The 13,142-nt window shown below is 53.1% G+C and carries 9 protein-coding genes; 6 read left to right on the top strand and 3 right to left on the bottom strand.

Annotation, left to right across the window (positions count from 1 at the left end; genetic code table 11):
* The first annotated feature begins 13 nt into the window (after nt 1-13).
* On the top strand, nt 14-1,093 hold the full coding sequence (locus CA13_RS06595; RefSeq protein WP_146395152.1) for a hypothetical protein: 1,080 nt from the start codon (nt 14-16) through the stop codon (nt 1,091-1,093).
* A 591-nt stretch (nt 1,094-1,684) separates the two neighbouring features.
* Nucleotides 1,685-2,302 carry a hypothetical protein gene (locus CA13_RS06590; RefSeq protein WP_146403471.1) on the top strand — a complete coding sequence of 206 codons (618 nt, stop codon included), beginning with the start codon at nt 1,685-1,687 and terminating at the stop codon, nt 2,300-2,302.
* Nucleotides 2,303-2,319: 17 nt separating this feature from the next.
* Here CA13_RS06590 and CA13_RS06585 read toward each other — a convergent pair whose 3' ends face one another.
* Complete coding sequence (locus tag CA13_RS06585) at nt 2,320-3,405, bottom strand: polyprenyl synthetase family protein (RefSeq protein WP_419194011.1); 1,086 nt, start codon at nt 3,403-3,405, stop codon at nt 2,320-2,322.
* A 243-nt stretch (nt 3,406-3,648) separates the two neighbouring features.
* Nucleotides 3,649-5,913: a S8 family peptidase gene (locus CA13_RS06580; protein WP_146395151.1), complete on the bottom strand. Its 2,265-nt coding sequence runs from the start codon at nt 5,911-5,913 to the stop codon at nt 3,649-3,651.
* Nucleotides 5,914-6,100: 187 nt separating this feature from the next.
* On the opposite strand from CA13_RS06580, the gene CA13_RS06575 reads away from it, so the two are divergent.
* From CA13_RS06575 to CA13_RS06560, 4 genes are all read left to right on the top strand, one after another.
* Complete coding sequence (locus CA13_RS06575) at nt 6,101-6,820, top strand: hypothetical protein (RefSeq protein WP_146395150.1); 720 nt, start codon at nt 6,101-6,103, stop codon at nt 6,818-6,820.
* Nucleotides 6,821-7,155: 335 nt separating this feature from the next.
* The gene (glmS, locus tag CA13_RS06570; protein WP_146395149.1) at nt 7,156-9,012 is read left to right on the top strand and encodes a glutamine--fructose-6-phosphate transaminase (isomerizing); all 1,857 of its coding nucleotides are present in this window, start codon (nt 7,156-7,158) and stop codon (nt 9,010-9,012) included.
* 48 nt (nt 9,013-9,060) lie between these two features.
* Nucleotides 9,061-9,258 (top strand): hypothetical protein, encoded by a 198-nt coding sequence (locus CA13_RS06565; protein ID WP_146395148.1) that lies wholly within the window; start codon nt 9,061-9,063, stop codon nt 9,256-9,258.
* 350 nt (nt 9,259-9,608) lie between these two features.
* Nucleotides 9,609-11,987, top strand: a complete 2,379-nt coding sequence (locus CA13_RS06560) for a glycoside hydrolase (protein ID WP_146395147.1) — start codon at nt 9,609-9,611, stop codon at nt 11,985-11,987.
* Nucleotides 11,988-12,351: 364 nt separating this feature from the next.
* Here CA13_RS06560 and CA13_RS06555 read toward each other — a convergent pair.
* The coding region (locus CA13_RS06555) for a sulfatase-like hydrolase/transferase (protein WP_146403468.1) at nt 12,352-13,142 on the bottom strand (791 nt) is incomplete at its 5' end.

Genomic DNA, 13,142 nt, shown 5'->3' with positions numbered 1-13,142 from the left:
TCGGAGATCTGCGATGCGTTTTCCTTTGCCAAATTGTTTCAGTAACGCTTGGCGTCTGGGCATGGTTTTCTTTTACGCCATTCCCTTTTTGCTGGCCGCGTTTCTAACCCAACCTGCTGATGCACAGTTTTTTGAAGCGGTCAATCCTGACGGCAGCATCGCCGCTCAGATCGAAGCGGCTTCGGGCTCGATGCGGATCCAGATGCAATCGGGACAACAATATTTGTACTTCCGTGATTCTCAATACGATTCTTTGAGTGGTCGCTTCGCAGGCTATTTTCACCCAACGCTAAACCGAGTGTTGCGGTTTCCGCGTTCGGGGGCGGGCCACATGATGATGGCTGACCTTGATGATTTTCATCCGCACTATCGTCGCTCGGTGATGGTTGCACGCCCGATGCTTCATCCGCCCAGGCCCGTTCCGGGATTCGGGCATGGCCATCATCGAAATGGATATCGCGGACAAGACGCATGGCATCATGGTGGAAGATTTAGGTCGGGTGGATTCGTGCCTATCTATACGCCAGGTTTTCATTGGCACGAGTTCTCGGTGACCACGTTTGGTGGCCCCTATGGTTCGCCATTTTTACCGCAACCTGGAATCGGTTTTTCTGTTCCCACTCAAACGCCGCAATCGGTCTTGATCGATACGCGGATCGCTCCAGGCCCCGAGCTGGCGCCGGTGGAGATTGGGCTGCAAAACAGTGGACGCGATGAGTTGCGCGTGACCATTGTCGATTTGAAAGACGGATCGCGAACACACCAAGTAAGAATTCGGCCCGGCGAAATCGCAAAAGAAATTTTCGCCCGCCAATCAGCGGACGAGCGAATCGATACTTATGAATCGCTATCCCTATCAGGGGAAGTCAAGACGCGTGAAGTGACTCTCGCGGTGCCGCCAACCGTACGGTACGAGATTGTCGTGGATTTATGGCGGATTCAATCGATTGCGATCGACCGAACTGGCAAAAGCCCTAACAAAATTGAAGACATCAATTACCAAGGGAAAGCCCTAGGCCGTTTCCCATTACCGCCTGGTGATCGGCTTCAACCCGGGGTAATCGACGTGTATCGCGAAGCGGTAGGTCGATAGTCGTCTTGGGACCGAGTGAAGGCGACAATGGTAGGTACATTCCGCAGCATCTAGCAACGACGATGGCTAAAATGTGACGCTTCAGCCATAATGTGTCTCCCTCCTGATTATTTCCCTTTCGAAAAGGCCTATCACATGCTCGTTCGCTTCTGTTCCCTGTTCGTGTTTGGACTTGCCGTTTGTTTTTGTAATCTCACTGTTCACGGCGAAGAGGATGCGTCAAGCCAAGCCGCAAAAGTTCGCGAAACTCGTATCGCAAATTATTTGACGGGAGCGAAATTTATCGGCAAATTCACAAAGGACGGCAGCGACGACACGACTCCGAAGACCGAAGAGTACACGATTAGCAAATGTGAGAAACTCACGGCCGCCGACATGTACCGTTTGACCACACGGATCAAGTATGGCGACGTTGATACCGAAGTGCCGATCGATTTGCGAATCGTTTGGGCGGACCGAACGCCTGTCATTACGCTTGATGCTCTGACGATTCCCGGCATGGGGACCTTCAGTGCCCGCGTCTTGGTGTTTAATGGTCGTTATGCGGGCACTTGGCAGCATGACGAAAAGGGAGGCCACTTGTTTGGCGCGATCGAAACAAAAGCTGCGTCTTCGGACCAGGATGCCGAAGTCGTTTTTAAAGAAGACTTCGAATCGGGGCTCGATCAATGGGAAATTTTGGATCCGAAAACTTGGGAATTGAATACCAACGACGGGAACGCGACCTTTGGAATTACGGATCGGAAAAGTGAGTATGTACCGCCCGTTCGTAGCCCCGGGCATGTGGCACTGATCCGAGATTTAGAACTAGCCGATTTTGACATCACATTCCGCGTTCGCAGCACCCTTGATACCGGCAATCATCGCGATTGCTGCGTCTTTTTCTGTTACCAAGATGACCAACATTTCTATTACACTCATCTCGGTGCGAAGCCCGATCCTCACAGCGGACAAATTATGATTGTCAAAGAGGCACCGCGATTGGCACTCACCGAAAACGAAAAACTCACGCCCTGGAATGACGATTGGCACACGGTCCGGTTGGAACGCAATTCAAAAACAGGCTCGATCAAAGTTTTCTTTGATGATATGCAAACGCCACATATGGAGGTGATCGACAAGACGTTCAGCAAGGGCCGCGTTGGGATTGGGTCGTTCGACGACATGAACGAGTTCGACGACGTCGTCGTGCGAAAACGCACGTTTTAAACTCGAAACGCGTGAACTTAGAAACGTCGATGGACAGCGAAATTCGCAATCGCAATCAGCGATTGCTTGGCCTCGGTGTCTGGTAACACGTCGAGTGCCTTGATCGCTCGAGTCCGATAACTTTCCGCGACGTCTCGGGTGTACTCCTTTGCATCACTTCTGTCGAGCCACGGCGAAATCTTTTCCGCGCGTGTGTGTGCCGGACCGCTAAGCAATTGAATCACTTGGTCCCGGTCACGTTGTTCGATTGTTCGAAGTAAGCGGATCAGGGGCAATGTCATTTTGCCCTGTTCAAGATCTGTCCCGAGTGTCTTGCCGACTCTTTCGCCGCTACCCCAAAGATCGAGATAGTCGTCCGCGATCTGGAACGCGATTCCGATCGCATTGCCGTAATCCGAGAGTGCTTGGACTGCGGCATTCGTGCCACTGGCGAACTTGGCGCCTAGCAGGCAACCGACTCGGCACAACTCGGCCGTCTTTCCTTGGATCATTTCCAAGTACGTGGTTTCGTCCAATTCGATGACATCACGGGTCAGCACTTGTCGCATTTCGCCTTCGCAAATCAGCCGCGACGCTTCCCCGAGCCACTGGCACGCTTCGATCGACCCGAGTGTCGCCGCTAGCCGAAACGCTTGGGCGAAAAGATAATCCCCCAACAACAGACTGGTGTGATTGTTCCACTTCGCATTGACGGTGGCGACATGCCGCCGCGTGTCGGCTTCGTCCAAAACGTCGTCATGGATTAACGTCGCCGTGTGTACCATTTCGATGACAGTCCCCAAGATCACGTGCTCATCGGTGACTTTTCCGCACGACGCTGCGGAGAGGAGCAGCATTGCCGGCCGAAGTCGCTTGCCACCCATTTGGGTGCCATGCCGCAGGACGGGGACGAGCGATTCGTACGGCGTTTGAAGCTCAAGATGAAATCGTTGTTCGATCAGCCGCATTTCTTCGGCAATGGTGCCGTACATGGCAGCGATTTGCTGTTTTGACGACTCATCTAACTCAGCGGCCGAAGTAGCCGTAAGAGGAGAATCGTCAGCGTTTTCACGAGTAAATGAGTGCGACAAAGGAACGCTGCGAAGGGTTGAGGTCGAGTCCATTTCGGCGAAACCGATTTACGAGAGCAAGGAAATGACTGCCCTGAGTTGATGAGCATTGAGAGTCAAACCGCAAACGGCGGACTCAATTAACCATACCTGTGCTGTGGAGTGACGGTAGCATTACGGATTTTTGCCGATTTGGGGAGTGGGGGAAAGGCGATGGACAAAAACTAGCTTAGAGCTTCACGCCGAAAGATGCATACAGAGTTTTTCGCTAGGTGTGCTGAACCGCGTTAACCCGCTTTATGGTTGTTCGCCAAGCCACTCGAAAACCGATTGGCTTGCCAATCGCTCGCGGCGGAGTCGTTCGGCAGGATCTTCAAGGATGCTTTGTTGTAACTGTCCGCCCAACGATTGTGTTTGGATCGCGATCGGTTCGTATTGCTCAAACGCTTGCATTCGTTCGAAATTCCGAGCAATTCGGACCACGCCATCTTCGCCGGTCCATTGCAAACGGTCGGGGGCTCGGTCCCATCGGCTGTCAATTTCGTCTGTATAAATGTTCGCCGTGTCGGTGCCGCCGTTGCTTGCGAAAGCTTCGACTGACTCGAATCCGCGAGCACTGACTTGATAGGATGGACCGGTGATAATCGATCGGTTGGGCGAAACATTCATTGTGTCATCGCCATCGGAATCGTAGATGGACGCCCGGTCATGACCGCCAGCGGAAGAATAGGCGTGAACTTTCTCAAAACCGTACGCCGCCTGGAAGGTGTCGTTGCCTCGGAGGCTGGTGAATTGAGGCTGGACTGCCAATGTGTCGTCGCCATCCGAATCACTTAGGAAGGCTTGGTCACTACCCCCCGCCGTGGCGTGGACGTAAATCCGTGGAATTTGGTTTACTTGGAATTGGAACCCGACGCCCGATAGTGTCGCCATGTTCGGTTGACTTCGCAAAATGTCATCGTCGTCGGAATCGTACAACGTTGCTCGGTCCGAACCGCCACCACCATCGAACAAGACTGCTTCGACGCCTCGAAGTTCAATCTTGTAGGTGTTAGTCGACAACACGCTTTTCGCTGCGGCGAGCGATCGAGGGTGCATGATCAATCGTTCGGCGTCGGACGAACCGAGAATGTGCAACGAATCGGCACCACCGCCAACATCAATGATCAGCGCCGAATCAGCAGAAGCATCGGAATCAAATCGGTAGACATTCCCGCCGCTTCTCAACTCGATGCCGTCTCGTAGGTCCAAGACATACGCTTCGTTTTGATTGTCACCGATAAATTGGGTCAGCGTCGGCTCGGAGAGAACTGGCGTCGGCTCGGAGAGAACTGGCGTGCTATTGTCAGCATCAACATCCGGCTCACTGCCGCTTTGCCAGTCCTCGCTTTGCGGAAGGATCGCCGAATGCAGATCAACGACATGGTAATGGGCACCGGTTTCGGGGTCGACTTGGGTTTGCATCGATTCTTGCAATCGAATCAAAACGTCGTCTGCACTCGGGTGTAGTCCTTGGTCGAGCATGGATTGGCGAACCAACATCGAAGCGGCTGCGATTTGTGGTGTCGCCATACTGGTTCCGTCCAACGATGCAAAGTCATCCACGTGGCCGTCCCAGCCGTAGACATGGTCGGGGACGGAACTGCGAATCGATTCACCGTCAGCAGCCAATATTCCGTCGGCACGCTGCGAGAAAGGACTGAGCGAACCGGAATTGGTGATCGAACCGACCGCGACGACCGATTCGCTCGATGCCGGATACATCAACGATTCGTCAGTGACAGTGTTTCCAAAGAAGTTACCTGCTGCGGCAAAAACGAGAATGTTGTCTTCGCGAAGGAGTGCTAGCTCGTCTTCGAGGATGTTTTGGGCTTCGGCCAAGTTGTCAGCGTTTAATGCTGCGCCCACCGAAAGGTTGACAGTCGTGATGGGGGAAGCAAAGTCGTTTTGGTGTTCGTGAACCCAACGCAAAGAAGCTTCGATCCAAGGCAATTCGCCCATCCCGGAATCGTCAAATACGCGGAGGGCAACGATATCCGCATTCGGGGCAACACCCGTGAAGGCGTCCGATTTTCCGGCCACGATTCCTGCGACATGGGTTCCATGAAATCCGGCGGGGCCGTCGTCGTACGGAATTGCATCGTTTTCGGCAAAATCCCATCCACCGACCACGCGATAGCCAGGCCCAAAACCGCCACCCAAAGCAACATGGTCCCATGCCACTCCGCTATCAATTACGGCGATCGTTTGGCCACTGCCATCGAGTGGATGGGAGCCGACTTGTGAGGCCAGCTCACGCACGGTGGCGGCTTGGTCGAACAGGTTTGGGCTGGGATCCGTGGAGGCCGGTTGTAACGATTCAGCCGGCTGTGAAAGGTCCGAGGATGGATCGATCGAATCGTATGGCGAATCGACACTCAATGCATGCAGCAGTAAATCGCCAGGCAGCGAAGCTGACAGCGCAAAGCGATCTTCACAGCGTTCAATCTCGAAGTTTTCAAGCTCCAATGCACGACGAACCCGCGGGGCACGCTTCGAAGGATCTTGAGTCTTTTTTTTCATGTGAAAACAATTTGCCGCTAAAGGTGGGAGCCTGCCAAAGGAAACCTAGATCGCAGACTCGGGTGCTTCCTGCCTAACCGGAATTTCTGGGCGTCGAATTGACTCGCGCCAACGGAATTGCCGACACAATATGACGAGTCGTTATATCTGTTACCGCGAAAGCTAGATTTGTCGAGGCCATCATTCGATGTCGCTGCTGAAATTGTGGAATTCCTTACTCGGTCGTTCTTCGGAAACAGCCCCCCAAACGATCGAACAACCGTCGATCGAACAACAATCGAGCACGAAATCGTTAAGCACCAAACCAAAGCAGCTTGCAGTCACGCAACCCGAACCCGAACAAGCGTCCATTGGGAAACCAGCCACTGCCGCGCAACCGGCCACTGTGCCGCAACCGGCCACTGTGCCGCAACCAGCCAAGGGTTCGCGCGGGATGTTCGGTTTCGGCTCAAAAAATGTCGAACCGGGCCTCTGCAAACTGCTCAAGCCGCTCCGTATCGGCTCGCTGTTGGAAATTGGTGTTGGTGATGGAACTCGCGCTGTCGCGATCATTTCGACGATCCAAAAGAACAAGCCTGAATCGAAATTGCGATATGCGGCGATCGATCCCTTTGAGATGGGCGATGGAAAAACGTCTCTGATGCAGTTTCATAAGTGCCTACGAATTGAAGGCATTTCGCCGCAAATTTTCCCCGGCCCGATCGACCAAGAACTACTTCGTTTGTCCCACACAATCGGTCGAGTCGACGTGGTGGTGATAGCCGAGAGCACTGAGAATTGGCAAACCGCGTCGACCCTCAGCATGCTCCGCCGCGTCTGTCATGAACACACAATCGTCTTCTTTAACGACGTGGGGAAGTGGAAACCGTTTGAATTGGAATCGATGGAAAGGCGTAAGGCCTCTTAGATCATCCGAGTCAATCGGACGAGTCGACCGATGGCATGTATATATATTTAGCGGCATTTAGAAAATGGTCGCGGCAAAACTTGGCGAAATGCGCCTTTCTTAATACAACTTCCTTGGCACAACCACACCAACCGGATTGTTTGGCGTGATCGCTATATTTTGGGTTTCCAAATAGGGCGAGGTGAACTATTTTCACCTAACCAAAATCGGAGTAGCAGCGGATTTCATTAGGCGATTACACTGAAGCTGGTTAACCTTCAAGGGAGTAAATCCTGAGGGAAAGTTCCGTTTGCGTCCGAACGGACAAGTCGCTGAAAGGCTAGAAAGGCTCGTCAATGTGTGGAATTGTTGGATACGTCGGAAGTGATGAAGCGGGCAACTTTTTGCTCGATGGTCTTCGCCGGCTCGAATACCGTGGTTACGACAGTGCCGGAGTTGCCATTCATTGTGGTGCGGAATTCACGATTACTCGTTCAGTCGGCCGGATTGATTCGCTCGCTGGCGCATTGGGCGATGTCATGCCCAGCGGTTCCCTCGGTCTTGGGCATACACGATGGGCCACGCACGGTCCCGCATCGATGGAAAACGCTCATCCGCATCTCGGCGGCGATGGCGAAGTCGTTTTGGTTCACAATGGCGTGATCGAGAATTTTCAAGTTCTCAAAGAGGGTTTGATTAAGAAAGGTTACACGTTTGTTTCCGCAACCGATAGCGAAGTGATTGCTCATCTGGTTGCTGACGAACTCAAACATGCACCTGAAACGAATGGCCAGCCCAACCTTCGCTACTTGGCTGCGGTACGAGCGGCCGTTGCACAATTGCGAGGCACTTACGGATTGGCGATCGCGTTTCGCGACCATCCTAACTTCTTGATTGCCGCCCGTTTTGGCAGCCCGCTTGTGATTGGTGTTGGCAGCGGCGAGTATTTTGTCGCCAGCGACGCGTCTCCTTTGGTCGGACGAACCGAACGGATCGTGTATCTTGCCGATCATCAATTGGCGGTGTTGACGCCTGACGGTTTTTCGGTGCTGCATCGCGACCAAGGCAAAGTTCGCGTCGATATTCGGCCTTTGGAAACCGATTCAGGCGAAGCCAGCCTTGAGGGTTTCGACCATTACATGCTCAAGGAAATTTACGAGCAACCCGAATCGATTCGCAACGCGATGCGAGGTCGACTTGATGATGAAAACGCGACCGCAGTCTTTGGTGGATTGAATCTAACGCCCCAGCAACTTCGCAGTGTCGAACGAATCATTTTGACCGGATGTGGAACCAGTTGGCATTCGGCGTTGGTGGGCGAGTACATGATCGAAGATCTGGCCCGGATTCCGGTGAGCGTCGAGTACGCGAGCGAACTTCGATATCGCAATCCACCGATTGATAACAATACACTGATCTTTGGGATCACTCAGAGTGGCGAAACGGCCGATACGCTGGCCGCTTTGAAAGAAACGAAACGCAAAGGGCATCGGACACTTGCGATTTGTAACGTCGTAGGAAGTTCGATCGCACAGGCGGCCGATGGAGGCGTTTACTTGCACGCCGGTCCCGAGATCGGAGTTGCGAGTACCAAGGCGTACACGTCACAATGTTGTGTCTTGGCGATGTTGTCGTTGTATTTTGGGCGATTGCGTCACGTCAGTTTTGAGAGCGGCCAACGGATCATTAATGAGCTCCGGCAATTGCCTGCCGCCGTCCAACAAGCATTGGCATGCGATGAACAAGTTCGCGACGTCGCGAAGAAGTACCAAGACGCGTCGACCGTCCTTTATCTCGGTCGGCAATACAACTTCCCGACCGCGCTCGAAGGTGCATTGAAGCTAAAAGAAATTAGCTACATCCACGCCGAAGGTTACCCGGCTGCCGAGATGAAACACGGCCCGATTGCCCTGGTCGACGAACACACGCCAAGCGTTTTCATTATTCCTCGTGGCACGACTTACGACAAAGTGATGGCCAACATGGAAGAAGTCAAAGCACGCGGTGGACCGGTGATTGCCTTGGCAAGCCGTGATAATCCCGAAGTGGAATCGATCGCCGACGACGTGATCCATGTGCCTGAGGTGCCCGGGTTCACCCAACCGATTGTGAATGTCGTGCCGCTGCAACTATTGTCGTATCACATCGCATTGCTACGAGGATGTGATGTTGACAAGCCACGGAATTTGGCGAAAAGCGTGACGGTCGAATAGACTCCTTCTCTCTACTTCTTTGACTAATTATTTGTGGAAATTCGAAACATGACTAAACGAACCTTGAGCGAGAATTCTCGAAAAGCTCTGATGATCAATATTGGCGAGTCGGCTGGCCGCGAAGTGGCTGACCTGATTGCACAAATGGCTGCTGAGATTGATGAACTCAAGCGGACCAAAGTCAGTGTCACGCGAATTGTCCCTGGCCCTGTCGATCGTTCGGCGATGGTGGAAGAGCCTGTCTAGGCGACGGATATTGAATTCTCAATTCTTCGAATGCTCTCTCTCCGATTTCAAGTGAGTGCCATGCAGGTGATTGGAATCACGGGCGAGTTTTGTTGGCAAAGCTGCGTTTTTGACTTGCAATCAAGTCGGTGACTTGGTTCTTGTTGGGGTGTATCAGGCCGATCTGTTGGGCCGATCTGTTGGGCCGATCGTGTCAGGGAAATCGTGTCAGGGCGATCGCAACTCGCAATCAAATGGGGCTATAATCAAAGCAGCTTCAGGTCACATCAAGTGTGTTTGATGTGACCGACTGCTCCTGCCGATTAACCTCGCCCACCCGACTGCTCCCCTCCCTGCCGAATGAACCTGCCATGTTACGCGCCCTCAGTCTTGTGCTGCTTTTTAGCATGCCCTTCTTTTGCGAATCCACTCTCTGTTTCGCACAACATGTACCCTCTAAAACGGACGCTTCCAAAACAAACTTGATTTTGAATGGTTCGTTCGAAGTGGACACAACCGCTTGGCGTCTTTTCTGGTCACGTTCAGGTACAGGCTCCGCCTCGATTGTTGATTCCGATGTTCATTCGGGCACGCATGCGTTGCAAGTTCACCATGCTGCGGAAAATGATTGGAGTGTTGATGCGGTCGAGCCACTCTCGGTTACGCCCGGGGAAATTTATCAACTCAGTGGTTGGGTTAAAGTTCAAGGATCGGGATCGGTCACACTCGCGGTTGCCCTGCGAAACGAACATGATGAAGTACTGGATTGGTCCTACGGAAGGCAGGCCAGTAAGGCGACGGAGTCATGGAAGTATTTGGTGAGCCGCTTTGTTGTTCCTCGTGGCGCTACGACAATAGTTCCCCGGATGATGGGTGTGGGATCGGCTGAGGTCACCGTTGATGATCTGCGGTTGGTTGCGGATGGCGATGTTCCGGCGCTGCGCGAACCACCGACGGACGATGTTTGGACGATCCGAAATGACCGCGTTGAAATTGCTGTTCATTTCGCTGACGCGTCATTTCGAATGCTCAATCGTCACACCGGTCGAGTGTGGCGGACGATGCCTAGTGAGACGGTCGTGTTAACGGCGGGACAACAGTTGTCGCAAAGTCTTCGTTTGAATTGGCTCGATACCCGCACGCTTGTCCAAGGAACGATGACGATTGGGGTGGTTGCCGATTCGCCAGAAGTCAAGATGACCCTTCATGGCGAGGGAGGCGTTAGCGAATCGGTTGCATACCCATCCGCGTTGCAAACCGAGTCGGGGATGAATTTGATTTTGCCAGTCAACGAAGGCATCAGTTATCCGGTTGACGACGACACGATCGATCCGATGCAGTTTATTCTTTATGGGGGTCACGGATTGTGCATGTCATGGTACGGCGTCACCGCTGGTGATGAAGGGGTGATGACGATCGTCGATACACCGGATGATGCATCCGTACGAGTCCCTCGTGTCGACGGTCGGTTGACGGTTGCACCGATATGGGACGCTCAAAAAACCCACTTCGGATCGGATCGGCAATGGACGTACGTGCTCGTGGACGAAGGTGGTTACGTCGCGATGTGCAAGCGGTTTCGTCGTTTGCGAACCGAACAGGGGTGGCTTAAGACGCTGTCGCAGAAGCGAGCTGAAAACTCGGATGTGGATATGTTGGTCGGCGCGGTCAATGTTTGGTGCTGGGATCACGATTCGGTCGGGATTTGTCAGCGGCTGATGGCGGCCGGGATCGACCGGATTCTGTGGAGCCATCGTGGTACACCCGAGTCGTTAGAAGAGCTCAATGAAATGGGTGTGCTGACGAGTCGCTATGACATTTTCCAGGACGCGATGAACCCCGCCAACTTTTCAAAATTGAATGGTCTGCACCCCGATTGGACCTCCGAGGGCTGGCCCCACGACTTGATGATTGATGGTGCCGGACAATGGATTCGGGGTTGGGGAGTCACAGGGAAGGACGGTTCGATGTATCCCTGTGGTGTTTTGTGTGACGCACGTGCGGTGAAGTATGCGAAGCAGCGGATTCCTGCCGAACTGCTTACGCATCCCTACCATTCTCGGTTTATCGATACGACCACCGCGTCACCTTGGCGGGAGTGCTATGACGAGCGTCACCCGCTGACCCGCAGCGAAAGTCGCCAAGCCAAGATGGAGTTGTTGCAATACATCAGTGAGGGTTGCCACTTGGTGACCGGAAGTGAAACCGGACATGAGGCTGCGGTCCCCTATGTGCATTATTTTGAGGGGATGCTCAGTCTAGGCCCGTACCGCGTTCCCGATTCCGGCCGCAATATGCAAAACATTGTCACCGAAGTTCCACCCAGAGTAGCGAAATTCCAAACCGGCCACTTCTATCGATTGCCTTTGTGGGAATTGGTCTATCACGACTGCGTTGTGGCACAGTGGTATTGGGGTGATTACAACAACAAACTACCTTCGTTGTGGACACGGCGCGATCTTTGGAATGCGCTTTATGGCACTCCGCCCATGTTCATGTTCAACGCAAAATTGCTCGATCAAAAAATCGATCGTTTTGTCGAAAGTTACCATACTGCTGCGACGGTGGCACGCAGTGCAGGCTATAGCGAAATGTTGTCGCACGAGTGGTTAACGGAAGATCACGCGGTCCAGCAGACGAGGTTTGCCAACGGTGAGACTGTAACCGTCAATTTTGGTGATACCGCATTCACAATGGACGACGGCACTCTCTTGGAACCGTTGTCACATGTCGTAAGCAAAGGTCCCTAAACAAACTGCGATCCATATTGCCGATTCATATTGCCGATTCACATTGCCGGTTCAGTAGGCTCGGTTTCTATTCTAGGCACGAGTCTCCGGTGCCGGATTTCGTCCGCGAAACACGTTGGCGAAGCGAGATGCGGGATGAACGAATTAATTGTGAATTGACTCCCAAAACACGGAACGAACCGGTAACGTGCTTGAGCGAGCTGACTTCATTGCGCGTGCAATCTCATTCTAGAGTCGTGACCGCGCCGGCCATTGCCGCTGATTGTTTTGACGTTCTTATGTTAGCGGCTCACGCGGGCCAGGCTGGTTCCGTGCAAAGCCGCCTAAGCCTGAACATCAATAACCGTACCGGTCGATCGCCGTCTTATGGCAACTTGGGTCGCAGCTCATCTCCGTTATCGTCGACTGGATAGACTGCTTGGTGGGCTTCCAGAGAAGCGATCAGTCCTTTCATCATTCGCTTGAGGACATCCGGCTTTGAATCGGCGAGGTTAGTCTGTTCAAACGGATCGTCAGCTAGGTTAAACAGTTGATAGTGGCCACCGTCAAACTGAATTAGCCCACCACTGGTGGGGATGTCTGGCAATGTGTGGTAGATCACTTTCCACTGTCCATTGCGCCAAGTTGTGAAATAGTTACTGCGATGGACTGCGTGCGGATAATGCATCAAAAACTGTTCCGGCCGGCTTGAGTCCCCGCGACCGGTCAACAATGTTCGCAGATTGGCACCGTCGACCGTGTGGTTGGCTGGAGAGTCAATTCCGGCAGCATCCAAAATCGTTGGGAACAAATCCGTCACCGACGCAACCTGACTTTGAATCACGCCGGCAGGGATCTTTAGTTGTCGCTGCAATTCGTTGTCTGGATTGGGCTTGGCCCAAGCGGCGATAAATGGCACACGCATGCCGCCTTCGTAGTGTGCCCCTTTTTTGCCGCGTAGCGGTTCGGCACAGGCTACCTCATGCTGATGTCCAAGCGGTGCATCGGAGCCGTTGTCGCCCAGGAAGAAGATTAACGTCCTTTCGGCAACGCCCCGTTTCTCAAGTTCGTCCATCATATCACCAAGTGATTTGTCCATTCCTTCGATCAACGTCGCAAAAGCCTGTGCGTTGGCTGGCTTGCCAGAATCCTTGTAGTGATCGGCAAAGCGAGGAT

Source organism: Novipirellula herctigrandis (assembly GCA_007859835.1).
Taxonomy (GTDB): domain Bacteria; phylum Planctomycetota; class Planctomycetia; order Pirellulales; family Pirellulaceae; genus Novipirellula_A; species Novipirellula_A herctigrandis.
This window is presented reverse-complemented; position numbering and strand designations above follow the sequence as displayed.